This window comes from Bacteroides zhangwenhongii, from assembly GCF_009193325.2.
In the GTDB taxonomy this organism is placed as follows: Bacteria; Bacteroidota; Bacteroidia; order Bacteroidales; family Bacteroidaceae; genus Bacteroides; species Bacteroides zhangwenhongii.
This window is the reverse complement of sequence record NZ_CP059856.1, coordinates 3,161,889-3,182,502: the sequence shown is the minus strand read 5'-3', so window position 1 is coordinate 3,182,502 and position 20,614 is coordinate 3,161,889. Positions and strand designations below refer to the sequence as shown.

General features: G+C 43.2%; 15 protein-coding genes. 8 read left to right on the top strand and 7 right to left on the bottom strand.

Annotation, left to right across the window (positions count from 1 at the left end; translation table 11 throughout):
- Window positions 1-69 precede the first annotated feature (69 nt).
- From GD630_RS12755 to GD630_RS12740, 4 genes are all read left to right on the top strand, one after another.
- Window positions 70-456 carry an START-like domain-containing protein gene (locus GD630_RS12755; RefSeq protein WP_143869108.1) on the top strand — a complete coding sequence of 129 codons (387 nt, stop codon included), beginning with the start codon at window positions 70-72 and terminating at the stop codon, window positions 454-456.
- A gap of 76 nt (window positions 457-532) precedes the next feature.
- Window positions 533-2,431: an LptF/LptG family permease gene (locus tag GD630_RS12750; RefSeq protein WP_007756989.1), complete on the top strand. Its 1,899-nt coding sequence runs from the start codon at window positions 533-535 to the stop codon at window positions 2,429-2,431.
- Window positions 2,432-2,436: 5 nt separating this feature from the next.
- Window positions 2,437-3,651, top strand: coding sequence for a bifunctional 3,4-dihydroxy-2-butanone-4-phosphate synthase/GTP cyclohydrolase II (locus GD630_RS12745; RefSeq protein WP_007756988.1), 1,215 nt, complete (start codon window positions 2,437-2,439; stop codon window positions 3,649-3,651).
- An 82-nt stretch (window positions 3,652-3,733) separates the two neighbouring features.
- On the top strand, window positions 3,734-4,927 hold the full coding sequence (locus GD630_RS12740) for a pyridoxal phosphate-dependent aminotransferase (protein WP_007767423.1): 1,194 nt from the start codon (window positions 3,734-3,736) through the stop codon (window positions 4,925-4,927).
- A gap of 243 nt (window positions 4,928-5,170) precedes the next feature.
- On the opposite strand, the gene GD630_RS12735 is transcribed toward GD630_RS12740, so the two are convergent.
- On the bottom strand, window positions 5,171-5,341 hold the full coding sequence (locus GD630_RS12735; RefSeq protein ID WP_002559159.1) for a DUF362 domain-containing protein: 171 nt from the start codon (window positions 5,339-5,341) through the stop codon (window positions 5,171-5,173).
- A gap of 181 nt (window positions 5,342-5,522) precedes the next feature.
- On the opposite strand from GD630_RS12735, the gene metA reads away from it, so the two are divergent.
- The 3 genes from metA to GD630_RS12720 are packed head-to-tail and all read left to right on the top strand — an operon-like array spanning window position 5,523 to window position 9,378.
- Complete coding sequence (metA, locus tag GD630_RS12730) at window positions 5,523-6,440, top strand: homoserine O-acetyltransferase MetA (RefSeq protein WP_143869106.1); 918 nt, start codon at window positions 5,523-5,525, stop codon at window positions 6,438-6,440.
- Window positions 6,437-8,266 (top strand): peptidase U32 family protein, encoded by a 1,830-nt coding sequence (locus GD630_RS12725; RefSeq protein WP_143869104.1) that lies wholly within the window; start codon window positions 6,437-6,439, stop codon window positions 8,264-8,266. The genes metA and GD630_RS12725 overlap by 4 nt, the downstream gene beginning before the upstream one ends.
- A complete protein-coding gene (locus GD630_RS12720) occupies window positions 8,263-9,378 on the top strand; it encodes a zinc ribbon domain-containing protein (RefSeq protein WP_143869102.1) in 1,116 nt (371 codons plus the stop codon). Before GD630_RS12725 ends, GD630_RS12720 begins: the two co-directional genes overlap by 4 nt.
- A gap of 480 nt (window positions 9,379-9,858) precedes the next feature.
- Here the strand turns inward: GD630_RS12720 and GD630_RS12715 are convergent, their stop codons facing one another.
- The 6 genes from GD630_RS12715 to GD630_RS12690 all read right to left on the bottom strand — a co-directional run bounded on the left by GD630_RS12715 (window position 9,859) and on the right by GD630_RS12690 (window position 17,699).
- The gene (locus GD630_RS12715) at window positions 9,859-12,294 is read right to left on the bottom strand and encodes a TonB-dependent receptor (RefSeq protein ID WP_182505606.1); all 2,436 of its coding nucleotides are present in this window, start codon (window positions 12,292-12,294) and stop codon (window positions 9,859-9,861) included.
- Between the two features lie 162 nt (window positions 12,295-12,456).
- The gene (locus tag GD630_RS12710; RefSeq protein WP_143869100.1) at window positions 12,457-13,059 is read right to left on the bottom strand and encodes a helix-turn-helix transcriptional regulator; all 603 of its coding nucleotides are present in this window, start codon (window positions 13,057-13,059) and stop codon (window positions 12,457-12,459) included.
- Between the two features lie 18 nt (window positions 13,060-13,077).
- The gene (locus GD630_RS12705) at window positions 13,078-14,727 is read right to left on the bottom strand and encodes an NAD(P)/FAD-dependent oxidoreductase (RefSeq protein WP_143869099.1); all 1,650 of its coding nucleotides are present in this window, start codon (window positions 14,725-14,727) and stop codon (window positions 13,078-13,080) included.
- Between the two features lie 44 nt (window positions 14,728-14,771).
- Complete coding sequence (locus GD630_RS12700; protein ID WP_143869118.1) at window positions 14,772-15,146, bottom strand: GxxExxY protein; 375 nt, start codon at window positions 15,144-15,146, stop codon at window positions 14,772-14,774.
- 59 nt (window positions 15,147-15,205) lie between these two features.
- The gene (radA, locus tag GD630_RS12695; protein WP_007756975.1) at window positions 15,206-16,573 is read right to left on the bottom strand and encodes a DNA repair protein RadA; all 1,368 of its coding nucleotides are present in this window, start codon (window positions 16,571-16,573) and stop codon (window positions 15,206-15,208) included.
- 88 nt (window positions 16,574-16,661) lie between these two features.
- Window positions 16,662-17,699: an asparaginase gene (locus GD630_RS12690; protein ID WP_143869097.1), complete on the bottom strand. Its 1,038-nt coding sequence runs from the start codon at window positions 17,697-17,699 to the stop codon at window positions 16,662-16,664.
- Window positions 17,700-18,102: 403 nt separating this feature from the next.
- Here GD630_RS12690 and thrA point away from each other — a divergent pair, with 403 nt between their 5' ends.
- On the top strand, window positions 18,103-20,538 hold the full coding sequence (gene thrA / locus GD630_RS12685; RefSeq protein WP_007756967.1) for a bifunctional aspartate kinase/homoserine dehydrogenase I: 2,436 nt from the start codon (window positions 18,103-18,105) through the stop codon (window positions 20,536-20,538).
- The last annotated feature ends 76 nt before the right edge of the window (window positions 20,539-20,614 follow it).

Here is a 20,614-nt window from a genome sequence, read left to right as displayed (position 1 = left end):
CTTGATTTATGCCGCTTATTTAGAAAAAAGTATTTATCTTGGCACACGTAAAAACAATTCGAAATTGCTATGAAAAAGGAAAAGATTCATTTGGAGTATTTGTTGAATGCAACATCAAAAAATATTCTTTGGGGAGCTATTAGTACACCTACCGGTTTGGAGGACTGGTTCGCCGATAAAGTTGTTTCAGATGATAGAATAGTAGAATTCCATTGGGGAAAAACAGAACAGAGAGAAGCTGAAATTATAGCAATCCGCGCTTTCTCTTTCATTCGTTTTCGTTGGTTGGATGATGAAAACGAGCGTGATTACTTTGAAATCAAGATGACATATAATGAGTTGACAAGTGACTATGTATTAGAAATTACTGATTTCGCAGAGCCGGATGAAGTGGATGATATGAAAGAATTATGGGAGTCACAGGTTGCCAAATTAAGAAGAACTTGTGGTTTTTAGTTAACTTTCAACTAAAAATTTTCGGTGCTCCTTTTTTTGTGCTAATTTTGCATCCTAATTGCACGAACCTATTAAGATGCTACGCATAAAGAAATTAGATATATTCATTGTAAAGAGCTTTTTTATGCTCTTTATAGGTACATTCTTCATCTGTCTGTTCATTTTCATGATGCAGTTCTTGTGGAGATATGTAGACGAATTGGTTGGAAAGGGGTTAGAAATGAGTGTAATGGCTCAGTTCTTCTTCTATTCTGCATTAACATTAGTGCCAGTATCGTTGCCGTTGGCAGTGTTACTGGCTTCTTTGATTACTTTTGGTAATTTTGGCGAGCGTTACGAATTGCTTGCAATGAAAGCTGCCGGTATTTCTTTGCTCAAAATTATGCGTCCCCTTGTTTTCTTTGTTTGTGGACTTGTCGGCGTTTCATTCTATTTTCAAAATGTAGTAGGACCCATTGCCCAAGCTAAGTTGGGAACTCTGATTCTTTCAATGAAACAGAAATCTCCGGAATTGGATATTCCGGAAGGCGTTTTCTATTCCGAAATCCCTGATTATAATTTAAAGATAGCCAAGAAAGACCGTAAAACGGGTATGCTGTATGATGTCTTGATCTATAATTTGAAAGACGGATTTGAGAATGCCCATATTATTTATGCGGATTCCGGGCGTCTGGAGATGACAGCGGATAAGCAACATCTTTGGTTACATTTGTATAGTGGAGACTTGTTCGAGAATCTGAAAGCGCAAAGCATGAAGTCCCAGAATGTGCCTTATCGTCGTGAGTCATTCAGAGAGAAACATACGATTATTGAGTTTAACTCTGATTTCAATATGGTTGACGGCGATATTATGGGTAAGCAGTCGAGTGCTAAAGACATGGCGCAGTTGCAAAGCTCTATTGATTCGATGAAAGTAGTAGGTGACAGTATAGGAAGGCAATATTATCGGGAAATAGCTGAGGGAAATTTTCGCGCGTCTTATGGATTGACAAAAGAAGACACTGTCAAGATGGAGAAAGCGGATGTGTATGCGTATAATGTGGACAGTCTTTATAATGTTGCTCCTTTGACGCAAAAGCAGAAAGTTATTTCTGCTGCTCTTAGCCGTGCGGAAAATATGGCAAGCGACCTTACTTTCAAGAGTTATACGATGGAGAGTAATGACTATAGCATTCGGAAACATAAGACGGAATGGCATAAGAAGATTACAATTTCCCTTTCCTGCTTGTTGTTTTTCTTTATCGGTGCTCCTTTAGGAGGTATTATTCGTAAAGGTGGTTTGGGAATGCCGGTAATTGTGTCGGTACTGGTGTTTATTATCTATTATATCATTGATAACACCGGATATAAAATGGCCCGTGACGGTAAGTGGATTGTATGGATGGGTATGTGGACGAGTAGTGCTGTCCTTGCTCCGTTGGGTATCTTCCTTACTTATAAATCGAATAAAGATTCTGTGGTGCTTAATGCCGATGCGTACATTAATTGGTTTAAGAAGGTGGCCGGAATACGTAGTGTACGGCATATATTCAAGAAAGAAGTTATTATAAATGATCCTGACTATGAACGTATTCCGGGCGATTTGGAGCAGCTTACGGAGGATTGTAAAGCTTACATTGCTCAAAATCAGTTGACGAAAGCACCGAACTATTTCAAACTGTGGATGTCGGGTGAAAAGGACGATGAGGTGGTGGCTATCAATGATAAGCTGGAAGCGTTGGTGGAGGAAATGTCAAATACGAAATCAGCTTCTTTGATAGGTTTGTTAAACAATTATCCGATGATTCCCGTTTCTGCTCATGTGCGCCCGTTCCATATATATTGGCTGAATCTGGCAGCCGGAGTGATTTTCCCCATCGGGTTGTTTTTCTATTTCCGTATCTGGGCATTCCGTATTCGTCTGGCTAAGGATATGGAACGGATTATAAAGAACAACGAACAAGTTCAATTCATCATACAGAAAATTAATAAATAATTGTTATGGAAGAGATTAAAATGGATAAAATAGAGGATGCAATTGCCGATTTTAAAGAAGGCAAGTTTGTCATAGTAGTGGATGATGAAGACCGCGAAAATGAGGGAGATTTGATTATTGCTGCTGAAAAAATAACTCCTGAGAAAGTTAATTTCATGTTGAAACACGCACGTGGGGTGCTTTGTGCACCTATTACGGTGTCTCGTTGCAAGGAATTGGATTTACCGCATCAAGTAAGTGATAACACTTCTGTGTTGGGAACTCCTTTTACAATTACGATAGATAAACTGGACGGTTGTTCGACCGGAGTCTCTGCTGCCGACCGTGCTGCCACTATTCAGGCGTTGGCTGATCCGTCTTCTACACCGGCTACGTTCGGTCGTCCCGGTCATATCAACCCGTTGTACGCACAAGAAAAAGGAGTGTTGCGCCGTGCCGGACATACAGAGGCGACTATCGATATGGCACGTCTGGCCGGTCTTTATCCGGCGGGTGCTTTGATGGAAATCATGAGTGAGGATGGTACGATGGCACGCTTGCCCGAACTCCGTAAAATGGCAGATGAATATGATCTGAAACTGATTTCTATTCATGACTTGATTGCTTATCGTTTGAAACAGGAATCCATTGTAGAGCGTGGGGTGGAGGTGAATATGCCTACTGAACATGGAATGTTTCGTCTGATTCCTTTCCGTCAAAAGTCAAATGGATTGGAGCATGTCGCTTTGTTTAAAGGTACGTGGAATGAAGACGAACCTATTTTGGTACGTGTACATTCTTCTTGTGCCACCGGTGATATTTTTGGTTCCAGGCGTTGTGATTGCGGAGAACAGTTGCATAAGGCTATGGAAATGATTGAAGCGGCAGGAAAAGGTGTAGTCGTTTATCTGAATCAGGAAGGACGTGGAATCGGCTTGATGGAAAAGATGAAAGCATATAAACTTCAGGAAGACGGCTTGGATACGGTAGATGCGAATGTATGTTTGGGACATCTTGCCGACGAGCGTGATTATGGGGTAGGAGCGCAGATTCTTCGTGAGTTGGGAGTACACAAAATGAAGCTTTTGACAAATAATCCGGTGAAACGTGTTGGCTTGGAAGCATACGGCTTGGAGATTGTAGAAAATGTACCTGTTGAAACTGTTCCCAATCCATATAATGAACGATATCTAAGAACGAAAAAGGAAAGAATGGGGCATACTTTACATTTTAATAAGTAAATTGCCTATTTGTTTTCATATGTCGAATATTATCGCTTATTTTGCAACGATTTTCACTCAACAACAATAAAATAGATACAAAATGAATCAATTATCAGATCGTTTGAACAGCTTGTCGCCGTCGGCGACACTTGCTATGTCGCAGAAGAGCAACGAGCTCAAGGCACAAGGCGTTGATGTTATTAATTTAAGTGTAGGAGAACCGGACTTCAATACTCCCGACCACATCAAAGAAGCTGCGAAAAAAGCCATAGATGATAACTTTTCCCGTTATTCTCCGGTACCGGGTTATCCGGCTTTGCGCAATGCTATTGTTGAGAAGCTGAAAAAAGAAAATGGCCTTGAATATACAGCCGCTCAGATTTCTTGTGCAAATGGTGCGAAACAATCTGTTTGTAATACAATTCTTGTATTAGTAAATCCGGGTGATGAAGTAATTGTGCCTGCTCCTTACTGGGTGAGCTATCCGGAAATGGTGAAAATGGCGGAAGGTACTCCTGTCATCGTTTCGGCAGGTATCGAACAAGATTTCAAGATTACTCCAGAACAATTGGAAGCTGCTATCACTCCGAAAACAAAAGCATTGATTCTTTGTTCTCCGTCCAATCCGACAGGCTCTGTATATAGCAAGGAAGAATTGGCCGGTTTGGCAGCTGTATTGGCTAAACATCCGCAAGTCATTGTTATTGCTGACGAAATCTACGAACATATTAATTATATCGGTGCACATCAGAGTATTGCCCAGTTCCCGGAAATGAAGGAACGTACGGTGATTGTAAACGGTGTGTCTAAGGCATACGCTATGACCGGATGGAGAATCGGATTTATTGCCGGACCGGAATGGATTGTAAAGGCCTGCAATAAATTGCAAGGTCAGTACACTTCAGGTCCTTGCTCTGTTTCTCAAAAAGCTGCTGAGGCTGCATATACAGGAACACAAGAACCGGTGAAAGAAATGCAGAAAGCATTCGAGCGCCGCCGTGATTTGATTGTGAAGTTGGCGAAAGATGTTCCGGGATTTGAAGTGAATGTTCCGCAAGGCGCTTTCTACTTGTTCCCGAAATGTAGCTATTTCTTTGGAAAGAGCAAAGGGGACCGTAAGATTGAAAACTCGGATGATTTGGCAATGTATCTGCTTGAAGAAGCGCACGTGGCTTGTGTGGGCGGTACTTCATTCGGCGCTCCCGAATGTATCCGCATGAGTTATGCAACAAGTGATGAAAATATTACGGAGGCTATCCGCCGAATCAAGGAAGCGTTGGCTAAATTGAAATAAGAGTTCACCACAGAGGACGCAGAGGACACAGAGTAAAATAGTTTGGGAGATGTGTTGCAACTCTCCTTTTAGTGAAATCCCCCTTGCTACAAATCATTTGTGGCAAGGGGGATTTTTAATTTATAAGGATGGCGGACACATCATTCCTTTCATTTTTTCTTCTCTGTGTCCTCTGCGTCCTCTGTGGTGAAAAAAAGGCTGCCTTCAATAGAAAGCAGCCTATACTTTTTGTTGTAGATTGTATTATTCAGCTGGGTGGATAGCTTCAGACGGGCAAACATCTGCACAAGTTCCACAGTCAGTACATACATCCGGGTTGATAGAATAGATATCACCTTCAGAGATAGCTTCTACCGGACACTCGTCAATACAAGTTCCGCAAGCAATACAATCGTCACTAATTACGTAAGCCATTTTTCTAAGATTTAAATTATTAGTACTAATTTTATTCCGCAAAAGTAAAGCTTTTATTGATTAGTTGTTATGCTTCTATGATTAAATTGACTTAATTTGTACGTCTTCTAAATAAGCAACCTCCCTATAATCTGCTATATTTTTCGTATTTTTGCACTCAAATTACTAATATATAGCGATTATGCCTTTAAATTTACCCGATAAACTACCTGCGATAGAGCTATTGAAGGAAGAAAATATTTTTGTAATTGATACTTCCCGTGCTACGCAGCAGGACATTCGTCCACTACGGATTGTCATTCTGAACCTGATGCCGTTGAAGATTACGACGGAGACGGACTTGGTGCGTTTACTTTCAAATACTCCGCTTCAGGTGGAGATCTCGTTTATGAAGATCAAATGTCATACCTCCAAGAATACACCGATAGAACACATGAAGGCGTTCTATACGGATTTTGACCAGATGCGTCATGAGAAGTATGATGGTATGATTATTACGGGAGCACCTGTGGAACAGATGGATTTCGAGGAAGTGACTTATTGGGATGAGATTACGGAAATTTTTGATTGGGCACGTACGCATGTGACTTCTACTTTGTATATATGTTGGGCGGCGCAGGCCGGGCTCTATCATCATTATGGAATTCCTAAATATCCGTTGGAAAAGAAGATGTTCGGTATCTTCGAACATCGGGTATTGGAACCTTACCATTCTATTTTTCGTGGCTTTGATGATTGTTTCTATGTGCCGCACAGCCGTCATACAGAGGTACGTAGGGAGGATATCTTGAAGGTACCGGAACTGACATTGCTTTCCGAGTCGAAAGATGCGGGAGTGTATATGGTAATGGCACGTGGCGGACGTGAGTTCTTTGTAACCGGACATTCGGAATATTCTCCGTTGACATTGGATACGGAATATCGTCGTGACTTGGGTAAAGGCTTGCCGATAGAAATACCTCGTAATTATTATGTAGATGATGATCCTGATAAGGGACCGTTGGTGCGTTGGCGTGCTCATGCAAACCTTTTGTTCTCCAATTGGTTAAACTACTTTGTTTATCAGGAAACACCTTATAATGTTAATGACATCAAATGATAAAGCAGCGTAAAATAGAACTTCTCGCTCCGGCGAAGAATCTGGAATGTGGTATTGAGGCCATTAATCACGGTGCGGATGCGGTATATATCGGTGCTCCCAAGTTCGGTGCCCGTGCGGCGGCTGTAAATTCTTTGGAGGATATTGAGGCACTGGTGCAATATGCCCATTTGTATAATGCGCGTATTTATGTCACGGTCAACACTATCCTGAAAGAAGAAGAACTGAAAGAGACGGAGGAGATGATTCATGCCCTGTATCGGATTGGAGTGGACGCACTGATTGTTCAGGATATGGGAATCACGAAACTGAATCTCCCCCCGATACCTCTCCATGCCAGTACGCAGATGGACAACCGTACTTCGGAAAAGGTGCGATTTCTTTGGGAGGCAGGTTTCCGACAAGTCGTTTTGGCGCGCGAATTATCATTGCGTGAAATAAAAAATATTCATACCGCTTGTCCGGAGACTCCTTTGGAGGTATTTGTACACGGAGCGCTTTGCGTTAGCTATAGCGGGCAATGCTATGTCAGTCAGTCCTGTTTCGGGCGTAGCGCAAATAGGGGTGAATGTGCACAATTCTGTCGTTTACCTTTTAGCCTTGTAGATTCCGATGGGAAAGTCATTGTGAAGGACAAGCATTTGCTTTCTCTGAAAGATATGAATCAGAGCGACGAGCTGGAGCAGTTGTTGGATGCCGGAGCTTCTTCGTTGAAGATAGAAGGCCGGTTGAAAGATGTATCATACGTGAAGAACGTGACAGCGGCCTATCGTCAGAAATTGGATGCTATTTTTGCCCGTCGTCCGGAATATGTCCGGGCTTCTTCGGGAATGTGCAGATTCGAATTTAAGCCGCAACTGGATAAGAGTTTCAGTCGTGGTTTTACACATTATTTCCTGCACGGTCGTGATAAGGAAATTTTTTCCTTTGATACCCCTAAGTCGCTGGGTGAGGAGATGGGAACAATGAAGGAGGCTCGCGGTAATTATCTGACAGTTGCCGGATTGAAGTCATTTAACAATGGCGATGGAGTTTGCTATCTCGACGAACAAGGACGTTTGCAGGGGTTCCGTATTAATCGTGTAGATGGTAATAAACTGTATCCACAGGAAATGCCCCGTATCAAGCCCCGTACTGTGTTGTACCGTAATTTTGACCAAGAGTTTGAGCGTGTACTTTCACGGAAGTCCGCTGAAAGGAAGATAGAAGTGCGTATCTTGCTTACTGATAACGAATTTGGCTTTTCGTTACGATTGACCGATGAAGATGATAACAGTATCACATTGGCTTTTCCCCATGAAAAGGAATTGGCACGTACACCGCAGACGGAAAATCTGAAAACGCAACTTGCTAAATTAGGAAATACACCTTTCGAAGCAAAAGTGATAGAAGTTGAATTTGCTGATAATTGGTTTCTCCCAGTTTCGGTCTTAGCCGATTACCGTCGTCAGGCAGTTGAAAAATTAATAGCTGCCCGCCGGATAAACTACCGCCAGGAATTGTCAGTATGGAAACAAACGAATCATGCTTTTCCGCAAACAACATTGACGTATTTGGGAAATGTTATGAACACTCATGCAGTTTCTTTCTATGAGGAACATGGGGTACAGCGTATTGCTATGGCGTACGAAAAAGAAGCAGTGGAGAATGCGGTACTGATGTTCTGCAAACACTGTCTACGTTACAGTATGGGATGGTGTCCTATTCACCAACGGGTTCGTTCACCTTTCAAAGAACCCTATTATCTGATGTCCAGTGATGGTAAACGTTTCCGTTTGGAGTTCGACTGCAAAAATTGTCAAATGAAAGTAAAGGCGGCGCAATGAAGACTATTTTCTACCACAGAGGACGCGGAGGACACAGAGGATATAGTGAAGGTAGCATCTTCACTCATGCTTCTGACACCGATCGTTTGAATGTTGGGCAGAAAAAGTGTAGAAAGTTTTTCTCTTTCCTCTTTTTATCCTCTGTGTCCTCTGTGGTAAAAAATGTGATGAACCTGCTATTATGTTTATTTTTGCTATCTTCCTGTTATTATAAGGCTCCGCTACTGGATTCGGAGGAGTTGTTAGAGAAAACAAAAGATTCATTGACCTATCTTTATGAACGTCACTACACGTGGGATACGAATCTGGAAGTAGTGGATGATTCCATAGCTCTGGAACGTCTTCCGATAAAGGACACTTTTATTCAATTGAATAAAGGAGATAAGGTAGTCGTCGCAGAGTTTGCGATTCATCCGGCCGATAGTGTGGATAGCGTTTGGGTTAAATTGGCGCATACGCAGGATGAACAGGGTTGGATACGTGAGGTGGATTTGAAGAGGTCGTTTGTTCCGACCGACAGTATTTCACAGGCCATTCATCTTTTCAGTGACACGCACGCTTCTTATTTTGTTGTTATTTTTGCCCTGTTTGTAGGCGTTTATTTGCTTCGTGCTTTCCGGAAGAAGCAGTTGCAGATGGTTTATTTTAATGATATAGACAGCATTTATCCATTATTTCTCTGCCTGCTGATGGCGTTCAGTGCAACGATTTATGAGTCTATGCAGGTCTTTGTGCCGGAAACGTGGGAACATTTTTATTTCAATCCGACTTTATCTCCATTCAAAGTACCTTTCATACTCTCTGTTTTCCTGTTTAGTATCTGGTTGTTTCTGATAGTCGCTTTGGCGGTGTTGGATGATTTGTTTCGGCAATTGACTCCCGCTGCAGCTATCTTTTATCTGCTGGGACTGATGTCCTGCTGTATTTTCTGTTATTTCTTTTTTATCTTGATGACACATATCTATATCGGTTATTTATTCCTGATCTTTTTTATACTGGTTTTTACGAAGAAGGTTTATCGGAACATCGGGTATAAGTATCGCTGTGGACATTGCGGGGAGAAACTGAAAGAGAAAGGTATATGTCCTTATTGCGGGGCAATTAACGAGTGATGATTGGCGGTTATCATTAAGCAGTAGGTAAACTAATGTCAAAGCATTGATAAAGTTCCGTTAAAGTGCTGGTATAGTTGCGGGAAGGTACCGATACCTTTACCTTTCCACGGCCGTGGTGACTTCTTTCCACAGCCGTGGTGAGATCTCTCCACGGCCATGAAGAGAAGCTACCACGGCTGTGGAGAGTTAAGAATAACGTAAGTCTAATAGAACAATACTGATTGGGTAAATAAAGTATAACGGCTTTATAATGCAAACTTTATAGGGACATACGTCCTTTTATCCCGTATTCCATGCTGTTGATCTACAAAGAGACAGGCTGACAATAAAAGTCCGGAACTTTTATTGTCAGCCTGTTTGGGGTTATTGTCAGCGTTTATTGTCAGCTGTTAATCGGTTGAAAATCATTGTTCTATGTGGGTGAAAACTTTAGCTGACAATAAAAAGACTAAATAATATCCTAATGAGTAAAAATGATTAGAAGCGGCAGCGAAGATCTATCCCAAATTGCATTGGACGTCCTTTCTGCATGAAACCTTTGTTCATTGTTTCGAAATAGAAGGCGGCATAGTCTTTATTCAAGAAGTTGCGTGCCCAAAAACTAATTATTGCATCACCGATTTCCAGATTCGTTCTCCAGTTGAGCGTGCCGTAGAAGGATTGGCTGACGTCGTTCAGTTCAGTCCAGTAGATACGTCCGGCAGCGTTATAGTTCGCCTGGAATACAACCCGGTCGAAGATAGAACGTGGGCTGCAAGTGATGGCATATTCTCCACCGATATTTAATGTATGCTTGGGGACAAAAGGAACATACTTGCCATTGTAATCGGCTCTGACTTTGAGCGTTTCTTCATCTTCTCTCTCATATTCGATATAGTCTGTAAAGGTAGCATAGGTATATCCGTAGCTCGCGTTCAGACTTAATTCATTAGTCAGACTTGCACGAAGAGACATTTCGGCACCATAGCTGCGGCTTTTCCCTGCATTGACGGTGGTACGCCCCAAGCCGCTTCCGGTGAATTGGGAAATTTGTTGGTCGCGCATATCCATGTAGAAAGCGGAAAGATCTGCCCAAAGTTTACCCTCCCAAAGGGTAAGATGGCTTCCTACTTCGTAGTTCCATGAATATTCGGGTTTGTAGCGTGTCGCCTCTTTTACTTCGGGGACATCCGCTTTCTTGGCATATTTGTCAATCATTGCAGCGAATTTGGCGAACTGCTCGCTCTCTTTTATAGCATTTATCATGGAGTTCTGTAAGTCTCCACTAATAAGATCGGAGAACATTTGTACGTTGTAGCCGCCCGACCGATACCCCTTCGACACGGTTGCGTATACATTATTGCCCTTTTTCCATTCATATTGCAGAGCAAACTTAGGTAACAGTTGAACATAATCATCTGATATCTTACCGTCATAACCGGCATTGGCAATCAGGTTCTTAGCTTCTACTGATACAGACGGCATTGGTGGCCGTGACGCCATCTTCATACTGAAGTTGAAGTCTGTAGGGGCACTGATCGATTTATACTTCATGCTCATCTTCTCATAATCCAGACGTACTCCGACAGTAAGAGACAAGCCTTTCACAAAAAGGTCATTCAATGTAGACTGATGGAAAACAGCCGCATTCCAAACAGGAGTATCAAAGTCTCCTCCTACCAACAGAGTAGGATTGTTGATTGCTAAATGTAATTTCGGGGCGTTTGCAGGCATACCGGCAAAGGCTGTATTTGCACTTCCTTCGATAACATCTTTCACCCCGTCTTCCCAAAAAGTCACCGGACCTTTGGTGTTCAAGGACTGATACAGTCCGAAAGCTCCTGTTGCCCATTGCCATCTTTTGTTGGATTTTGATTTAAACACGATCTCTTCGGAAATTGTATTTGACTTTTGCTTTTGTTCCAGTGTATAAACCGCTCGTTCTGTAAAGTCCTGGTCGAGGAACATACGGTCATTCAGATTCTGATAGCCGGTAACTGCACTGAGGATGAAATTTCTTGCTTGATATTCCAGATTGACGCCGGCATTCATTAATCCCCGACGATAACTGCTGCGCTCGTTATATGAAATCTTACCAATGTAGTCTGCACGGTCTTCTGCGAGAGGTTCTTCCCTTTCTTTAGCGCTGGGAGCGATTCCGGTATAGTAATAGGGGTATCCGCCCTGATCGCTATATTCATAGTTCAGGTTTATATCTACTTTCAGATTGGAAGTCGGTATGTAAACTCCACGAAATCGTCCACCTCCGGCGTTGCTTCGGTCAACCTTCTCATTATTTCGTGCTGCGTTCTCAAAGAATCCTCCGGTATGTTCGTAAAATCCTCCGGTAGAAAAGGCGAACCGTTCGGATATACGGTGATAATGGGTAAGCGAAACATTATAATTATTGTATGTCGCCGCTCCCATGCGGATGTCGGTCCCTTGATAGGTGAAAGGAGATTTTGTGTGTACCTTGATAAGTCCGCCCATCGTGTTACGCCCGTAAAGTGTTCCTTGAGGGCCACGAAGTACGTCGATACGTTCGATGTCGCAATAATTGAAATCGAAGGCGGATTTGTCTATATAAGGGATATTATCTACATAAAGTCCTACGGACGGTGTGTTGATACGTGAACCGATTCCACGAATATAGATGGAAGTCGTTAATTTCGAGCCATAATCAGGGATGAACAGGTTGGGAACAATACCTGTAAGGTTCTTCACGGAATGAACCTGATTGGCACGCATATTCTCCTGTGATAAGACGGTGGCGGCTATAGGCAATTCACGTAGTTTGCGATTCTCTTTCGGAGTGGCTATTACTACCACCTCTTCCATATCCACTACTTTCAGTGAGTCTTTTGGGAAATCTTCGGCCCATACGGTTCCTGTCGTCAGGAGGGTGAGGGCAAGCATCATAATCTTTGTCTTCATTTGCAGTTTATTTGTCCGGTGCAAAGTAACGGCAAATATAGTTGGCAGGCAATCCTCATTTATTAGGATTTGATTCACCACAGAGGACGCAGAGGACACAGAGGTATAATAGGATTCTAAAAATTCTGTATTCTCTGTGTCCTCAGTGTCCTCTGTGGTGAATTAGATGCGGTCGGCTTCGATATATCCGTTCATTACAGCATAAATAGTCAGTCCTGAAACGGACTTGATTCCTAATTTCTCCGTAATGTTCTTTCGGTGTGTAATGACGGTAGTTAGGCTGATATTCAGTTTGTCTGCAATTTCTTTATTGATCAGCCCTTTGGTAATCAGTACGAGTACTTCGATTTCGCGGGAAGATAAAAGTTCCTGATGATGCGCTGGCGGAATCATTGGCGGCATATCCTTTACCGGGTATCCTTTTTGATGGGCATGTTGGTGGAGTTTCAGGATATTTTTCACCAGTTCCTCTTCCGGCTCATAAATATTGAGAACCGGTACACCGGAAAGTTGAAACTGCGGACTGTCACTGGCCAGAACAATTGTTTTTCGTTTTCGGGGAAGAAAGAAAGCATTGTGTTCTACATAGATTTGTGCCGATATGAAATAATGGGCATACATATCCGGTGTGTCATCCATTAATTCATTGAAACGGTGGAAAGTACGAATGGTAGCCATCGGGATGATTTCTTCCAATATGGATTTGAGTCCTAAACTACTGAGTGTATTGGGTTCAATGATTGCTATTTCGGGTTGGGTAGTCATCAGTTTGCAGGGTTTTGATTAATGATGTAAATAATTAGCAGCGGCTTCCGCACACCGTTCTCCGTCTATTCCGGCAGAAACAATACCTCCGGCATAACCCGCTCCTTCTCCGCAAGGAAATAGACCGCGGACGGTTATATGCTGTAATGTTTCCTTGTCGCGTACAATGCGTACAGGCGAAGAAGTCCGTGTCTCGACACCAACCATTACCGCTTCACTAGTCAGAAATCCGTGACTGCTACGTCCGAATTGCTGGAAACCGAGAGATAACCTTTTACTGATGAATGGCGGCAACCAAAAATGAAGCGGAGAAGAAATAATTCCCGGACTATAAGAAGATTCGGGTAAATCGTAGCTCAATTTCTTACGGGTAAAATCCATCATACGTTGTGCCGGAGCAGTCTGTCGTCTTCCTCCTTGCAACCAGCATTGACGTTCCAGCTCCTCTTGAAAGTGAAGGGGGAGAAGTTGAGAGTTGAGAGTTGAAAGTTGAGAATGATTGAGAGATGGATTGATAGTGAGCAGCCGCTCATTCTGTTGCGCAGCCAACTCTCCACTCTCAATTCTCAACTCTCCACTTCTTAAATCTTCCGGTTGAATTTCCACTACCATTCCAGAGTTGCTCCAACGTGAGCCACGATTGGATGGAGACATGCCGTTTACTACCACCTGTTCCGGTTCGCTGGCGGCAGGAACGATGAAGCCACCGGGACACATACAGAAACTGTATACTCCTCTGCCTTCTACCTGTGTCACAAAACTGTATTCGGCGGCAGGCAGGTATTTGCCCCGTCCGTTTTTATTATGATATTGTATTTGGTCAATCAACATTGCAGGATGTTCCAGGCGGACACCGACAGCAATCCCTTTCGCTTCAACCGTCACATTATTGGCGGCCAGCCAACGATACACATCTCTTGCTGAATGTCCGGTTGCCAAGATGACCGGTCCGAGAAACGTTTTTCCTGTATTCGTCTCGATACCTTTCACTTCATTGTTGTCGATAATCAGTGCATCCATACGAGTTTGAAAATGCACCTCTCCACCACATTCGATGATGGTATTCCGCATATTCTCAATGACGCGTGGCAACTTGTCTGTTCCAATATGCGGATGCGCATCTACTAATATCGAGGTCGAAGCTCCATGTTGGCAAAATACATTCAGAATCTTATCTACATTTCCTCTTTTTTTGCTCCGGGTATAGAGCTTTCCATCCGAATAAGCTCCTGCACCTCCTTCTCCGAAACTGTAATTTGATTCCGGATCAACAGTGTGTTCTCTGCTGATTTGTGCCAGGTCTTTTTTACGCTCACGCACATCTTTTCCGCGTTCGATGACGATGGGACGTAATCCGAGTTCTATGAGGCGTAAGGCTGCAAACAGTCCGCCGGGACCGGCACCGACAACCACTACTTGCGGTTTTCCCTCTACATTATTATATATAGTATGTTCGTACTCATCTTCCTGAGGCATCTCATTGATGTATGCCCTCACCTTCAAATTGACGAAGATTGTCCGTTGGCGTGCATCAATACTCCGCTTCAAGATTCGGGTAGCAGTGATGTCACGCAGATTCAAACCTTTTTCTTTAGAAAGGTATTCCTTTAATTTCTGTTCGTTTACAGCAATTTCGGGGAGGATGCGGAGTTGGTATTCTTGTATCATATTTTTTCACCACAGAGGACACAGAGGTCACAGAGTTTAAATTTTTAGATAATAAAGCGTTTGATTCCTTGTTTTAAATGAGGAACATTGAAATTTATTAATAGTCCATATTTTAGATGGCTAAGTTTCATATATGTCAATAGTTGGGCAGAATGTACCGGTTGCAGCATTTCCACACTTTTCAATTCTATAATGAGTTGGTTATCTATCAACAAATCTATTCTGTAATCTGTATCTAATTGGGTTCCTTTATAGATTATAGGTAATTTCTTTTGTCTTTCTACATCTATATCGTTTGCTCTCAATTCATAGAATAAGCAGCTCTCGTATGTACTTTCAAGTAAACCCGCTCCCAATTGAGTATGCACCTCAAAAGCTAATCCCAGCACTTTACTCGTTAAATTATTAATATCTTCTATCATTATCTATTTACTTGATTAATCACTCCTCCGTGTCCTCTGCGTCCTCTGTGGTGAACCTAACCGAATAAAGCCCTGAACGCCTCTTCCACTTTCCTCACCGGTACTAGTTCTATCTTCAGTTTTTGGGTGTCGATCCCTTGCAAGTTATATTTAGGCAGCAAGAAACGTTTGAAACCTAACTTTTCAGCTTCACCGATACGTTGTTCAATTCGATTCACGGGACGTATCTCCCCCGACAGGCCGATTTCTCCTGCCATGCAAACTTCCGGTTCGATAGCCGCATCCATATTCGAAGAAAGGATGGCGCTGATAACAGACAAATCAATGGCCGGATCATTAACTTTCAATCCTCCGGCGATATTCAGGAACACATCTTTCTGAGCCAACTTAAATCCTACGCGCTTTTCGAGAACAGCCAGCAGCATATTCATCCTTCTTAAATCAAAACCGGTTGCCGAGCGTTGCGGATTTCCATAGACAGCAGAACTCACCAAAGCCTGCGTCTCAATCAGGAACGGGCGGATTCCCTCAATGGCGGAAGCAATGGCTACCCCGCTCATCCCCTCATGATCCTGACTTAGCAAAAGCTCGGAAGGATTGCTGACTTGGCGTAACCCATCCTGACGCATCTCATAAATACCTAACTCTGCCGTACTACCGAAACGATTCTTGATACTGCGTAGAATACGGTACATATAATGTTGGTCACCTTCAAATTGAAGAACTGTATCTACGATGTGCTCCAGCACTTTAGGTCCTGCAATGCTTCCTTCTTTATTAATATGCCCGATCAGCAACACAGGTGTATGCGTTTCTTTCGCAAAACGAAGAATAGACGCCGAACACTCTCTGACCTGTGCGATACTTCCGGGAGACGATTCGATACTCTCGGTAGAAATAGTCTGTATGGAGTCGATGATCACCAGATCGGGATTCGTATTCTTGATATGTACATAAATCTGTTCGAGGGAAGTCTCGCAAACAATGAGACAGTCACTGGAAATAGAAGAGAGACGGTCGGCACGGAGCTTTAGTTGACGTGCACTCTCTTCGCCCGATACATAAAGAATCTTCTTTTCCGGCATGTGCAATACAGTCTGCATGACGAGCGTAGATTTGCCGATTCCCGGTTCACCGCCTATCAGGACCAGAGAACCCGGTACCAGTCCCCCGCCCAATACACGATTCAATTCGTCATCGTGCATATTGATACGCGGTTCGTCATCCGCCACTATATCGGCAAGCGCAAGCGGTTTGGGCTTTTGCGTTTCAATCCCCGACACCGGACGACGGTTGACCGGCTCTTTTCTCACAATTTCTTCTACATACGTATTCCACTCCCCACAGGACGGACATTTACCCACCCACTTCGGTGAATCCTGTCCGCAATTACTGCATACATATACGGTTTTCTCTTTTGCCATCGAACTTCCTTTCTTCGTTGTAGGGTACAAAAATAGGGATAATTTATTAGAAATAAGTTATCCCTGCCTAATAGAAATAGATGTATGCCTATATAGTTATCTCTCCGGCTATCGAACGGTTCATCCGGTCACGCACTTCATCCGGGGTATATCCGTGTCCTAATAAGAACATTAATTTGGTGACGGCGGACTCCATCGTGCTGTCGTAACCGGAGACAACGCCTGCCTGCAATAGTTGATATCCCGTTTCATAGCGTTCCATCTCCACCATTCCCGCACTACATTGTGTCACATTGACGATTACAATCCCTTGTGCGCTGGCCTGGCAAAGTCTTCGGATAAACCACTCTTTACGGGGAGCATTGCCGGAACCGTATGTTTCGAGTACAATCGCTTTCAGCCCTTCGATTCCTAGAACAGTAGCAATTACATTTTCCTGAATTCCCGGGAATAGTTTCAGTACAGCCACGTTCGTATCCAACAGATAGTGTGGTTTCAACTTATGTTCCTCTCCGTTCGCATGAATCTGTACATTATTATATTTGATATGAATTCCCGCCTCCGCCAGTACCGGATAATTGAATGAACGGAACGCGTTGAAATTCTCCGCATTGATTTTCGTTGTGCGGTTACCTCGCATCAAGTGGTTTTCAAAGAAAATGCAGACTTCCGGTACGAGCGCTTTTCCCTCCTTGTTCCGTGCGATGGCAATCTCGATACTTGTCATCAGATTCTCTTTCCCATCCGTGCGAAGTACCCCTATCGGAAGTTGAGAACCCGTCAGGATGACAGGCTTGTCCAACCCTTCCAGCATAAAACTGAGTGCGGAAGCGGTATATGCCATCGTATCCGTGCCGTGCAAGATTACAAACCCTTGATAGCGTTCATAGTTGTCATGAATAACGTGAACCAGCTTTTGCCACATATCCGGTTCCATATCCGAAGAATCCATCGGCGGATCAAACTGATAGGTGTCTATCGGAAAGTTGAATTTCTGCAATTCGGGGATGTGCTTTTGGAGTTGTTCAAAATTGAAATTCTCCAATGCACCTGTTGCGGCGTTCTCAATCATTCCAATTGTTCCGCCGGTATATATTAGCAATACGGAAGTATTTATAAGGATCATAAGTCGATTTTACGTATTTATATTCGCAAATATACTAATATAAATGATATATTTATAGCAAAATGATATAAAAGTGACTCTCTGCTGCAATAAGGGATTACTATGAAATATTCTTTTTATCAGAAAAAAACCGAAAAAAGTGATAGATTGAACGTTTTTATTATTACTTTTGCGACACTTATCAAAAACAAGAGTAGAAACAAGGACTATGATGAAGTACTATCCACATACAGTCACATCCATGTGTACCATGACCCTTAGGGGTTGATGGATAGTTTTTGTGTATCTACGTGATTCACGCCTGTATAAGCAGGCAAAATTCAAATTCAATTTTATTCGTAAACAACCAATCGTTCTGTTATAGCATATACGCACAGGACATTGCATTTAAATAAGTATCTTCATGAAAGTAATGAAATTCGGCGGAACATCCGTAGGTTCCGTGAACAGCATTTTAAGCGTAAAGAGAATTGTAGAGTCGGCTGCTGAGCCGGTAATTGTAGTTGTTTCCGCATTGGGAGGCATCACTGACAAATTGATAAACACGTCGAAGATGGCGGCAATGGGAGATTCGGCATACGAAGGCGAGTTCCGTGAAATCGTTTATCGTCATGTGGAAATGATTAAAGAAGTGATTCCTGCCGGTGAAAAGCAGACGTCGTTGCAACGTCAGATCGGAGAACTGCTGAATGAGTTGAAAGACATCTTTCAGGGAATCTATCTGATTAAAGACCTTTCTCCGAAGACATCGGATACCATTGTAAGTTATGGAGAACGTCTTTCCTCTATCATAGTTACCGAACTGATTGAGGGAGCGCAATGGTTCGATTCGCGCACTTTTATCAAGACTGAAAAGAAACATAATAAACATATTCTGGATGCGGAGCTGACTAATGAACTGGTGAAAAAGGCTTTCAGCTCAGTGCCGAAGGTTGCATTGGTGCCCGGATTTATCTCTTCTGATAAGACGACAGGAGATGTGACAAACTTGGGACGTGGCGGTTCGGACTATACGGCTGCCATTATCGCTGCCGCGCTGGATGCGAATAGTCTGGAAATCTGGACGGATGTAGACGGTTTCATGACGGCTGATCCGCGTGTCATTTCAACTGCTTACACAATTACCGAACTGAGCTATGTAGAAGCGACAGAACTTTGTAACTTCGGTGCGAAAGTAGTTTATCCGCCTACGATTTATCCGGTATGCCATAAGAATATACCTATTATAATAAAGAATACGTTTAATCCCGATGGCGTGGGAACGGTTATCAAACAAGAGGTTTCCAATCCGCAAAGCAAAGCCATTAAGGGTATTTCCTCCATCAATGATACAAGCCTCATTACTGTTCAAGGACTTGGTATGGTAGGGGTGATCGGTGTTAACTACCGTATCTTTAAGGCATTGGCAAAGAACGGAATCAGCGTGTTCCTTGTATCGCAGGCTTCTTCCGAGAACAGTACTTCTATCGGTGTGCGTAATGCCGATGCGGACTTGGCTTGCGAAGTGCTGAATGAGGAGTTTGCAAAAGAGATCGAGATGGGAGAGATTTCCCCGATTCTTGCAGAAAGAGACTTGGCTACGGTGGCTATCGTAGGTGAAAACATGAAACATACACCGGGTATCGCCGGCAAACTGTTCGGCACATTGGGGCGTAACGGTATCAATGTGATAGCCTGTGCACAGGGGGCTTCGGAAACAAATATCTCTTTTGTGGTGGATGCAAAATCTTTGCGTAAGTCCCTCAACGTTATTCACGACTCTTTCTTCTTGTCCGAATACCAGGTACTGAATCTCTTTATCTGCGGTATCGGTACGGTAGGCGGCAGTCTGGTAGAGCAGATTCGTTGTCAGCAACAGAAGTTGATGATGGAAAACGGACTGAAGCTTCATGTGGTAGGTATCATTGATGCGGCTAAGGCGATGTTCAGCCGTGACGGTTTCGACCTCTCCAATTTCCGCGAGGAACTAAAGCAGAAAGGAAAAGACAGCAACTTGCAAACGATTCGTGAAGAGATAGTAGGCATGAATATTTTCAATTCCGTATTTGTTGACTGTACGGCAAGTGCGGATATTGCATCGTTGTACAAGGATTTGTTGCAGCATAACGTCTCTGTCGTTGCTGCCAATAAGATTGCCGCTTCGTCGGCTTACGAGAATTACCGTGAATTGAAGACAATCGCCCGTCAGCGTGGAGTGAAGTATCTGTTTGAAACCAATGTAGGTGCGGGACTTCCGATTATCAACACAATCAACGACTTGATTCACAGTGGTGACAAGATATTGAAGATTGAGGCGGTGCTTTCGGGTACATTGAATTATATCTTTAATAAGATCAGTGCTGATATACCTTTCAGCCGTACCATCAAGATGGCGCAAGAAGAGCGTTATTCCGAACCGGATCCGCGTATCGACCTCAGTGGAAAAGATGTAATCCGTAAATTGGTGATTCTGGCGCGTGAAGCGGGCTATCGTATCGAACAGGAAGATGTGGAAAAGAATCTTTTTGTGCCGAACGATTTCTTTGAAGGTTCTTTGGATGACTTCTGGAAGAAAGTGCCGAGTCTGGATGCGGACTTTGAAGCCCGTCGTCAAGTCTTGGAGAAGGAGAACAAACATTGGCGTTTTGTGGCAAAACTGGAGAATGGAAAAGCCTCTGTCGGCCTGCAGGAAGTCGGAGCCAACCATCCGTTCTACGGTCTGGAGGGCAGCAACAATATCATTCTGCTGACTACGGAACGTTATAAAGAATATCCGATGATGATTCAGGGATACGGTGCCGGTGCCGGTGTGACTGCCGCCGGAGTTTTTGCCGACATCATGAGTATCGCAAACGTTTAATTAAGTTGAAAGTTGAGACTTGAGAATGGAGAGTGTCCATCCGGTTTCTTTTCATTCTCAACTCTCAACTCTCAAC